The 989-nt window shown below is 60.0% G+C and carries 2 protein-coding genes; both read left to right on the top strand.

Annotated elements, in window-relative coordinates:
- The first annotated feature begins 79 nt into the window (after nucleotides 1-79).
- Nucleotides 80-475, top strand: a complete 396-nt coding sequence (tnpA, locus tag BG61_RS41205) for an IS66-like element accessory protein TnpA (RefSeq protein WP_075584344.1) — start codon at nucleotides 80-82, stop codon at nucleotides 473-475.
- The gene (gene tnpB, locus BG61_RS38580) at nucleotides 472-807 is read left to right on the top strand and encodes an IS66 family insertion sequence element accessory protein TnpB (protein WP_035936668.1); all 336 of its coding nucleotides are present in this window, start codon (nucleotides 472-474) and stop codon (nucleotides 805-807) included. The genes tnpA and tnpB overlap by 4 nt, the downstream gene beginning before the upstream one ends.
- Nucleotides 808-989 lie beyond the last annotated feature (182 nt).

Here is a 989-nt window from a genome sequence, read left to right as displayed (position 1 = left end):
GTAAGCGCCCGGTGATGGCATCTTGAATCGATGTAGCAGCCTTGGGAGCATCGTGTCCACTTAACGAATAGGTGGACAAGTGAACACTAATGACCAGGATGCCCCTTTGGGTCGCCGCAAACGGCGGCGATACACGGATGAATTCAAAGCGGAAGTAGTCGCAGCCTGCCAGGGACCAGGCGTGTCGGTTGCCGCGATCGCGTTGATGCATAAACTGAATGCCAACTTGCTGCGGCGTTGGTTGGAGAAAGCCGAGAGCGGCGCAACGACGACGGGCAGTGATGTCGTGGCAATGAAGCCGTCAGCGGCGGCGCCCATACCACCTGCTTTCGTCCCACTTCAAGTAAGCGACGCGAATAGTCATCAAAGGGAAATACGCGTCGAAGTAAGGCGCGGCCATCAATCAATCACGGTCAGTTGGCCGACGTCAGACGCGGCCCAGTGCGCAGCGTGGTTACGCGAGTGGCTGAAGTGATCCGCATCGACGAGGCGTGGCTCGCAGTCGACCCGCTGGACATGCGAGCGGGTTTCGATACAGTACTCGCGCGCGTGGTTGCCGTGTTTGACGCTGCTCATCCCCACCACGCCTATCTCTTCACCAACCGTCGGGCCAACCGCATGAAGGTGCTCGTGCATGACGGAATCGGAATCTGGCTGGCAGCACGACGGCTGAACCAGGGACAGTTCGTCTGGCCGCAGCCCGGAACTGACACGCGCCGGGCGATCACGCAGGAGCAACTGGCCGGACTCGTGCTCGGATTGCCGTGGCAGCGCATTGGCAAGGACGGCGTGATTCGCGTGGTGTGAGCCGGCCCGCGGCAATCGGTGCGTGTGCCAATACCCTTGTTGCACGGGCTTTGGCACACTATTGGTCATGATCGATAGGACACAACTCCAGGACATGAGCGCAGACGATCTGCGTGCGCTCGCCCTGGAATTGATGACCGAAGTCCAGGCGAAACAACACATCGTCGATCGCACGGAAGCAG

Origin of the sequence: Caballeronia glathei, assembly GCF_000698595.1 — a bacterium.
In the GTDB taxonomy this organism is placed as follows: Bacteria; Pseudomonadota; Gammaproteobacteria; order Burkholderiales; family Burkholderiaceae; genus Caballeronia; species Caballeronia glathei.
Note: the sequence above shows the minus strand (reverse complement) of the source record. Positions and strands in the feature narration are given on the sequence as shown.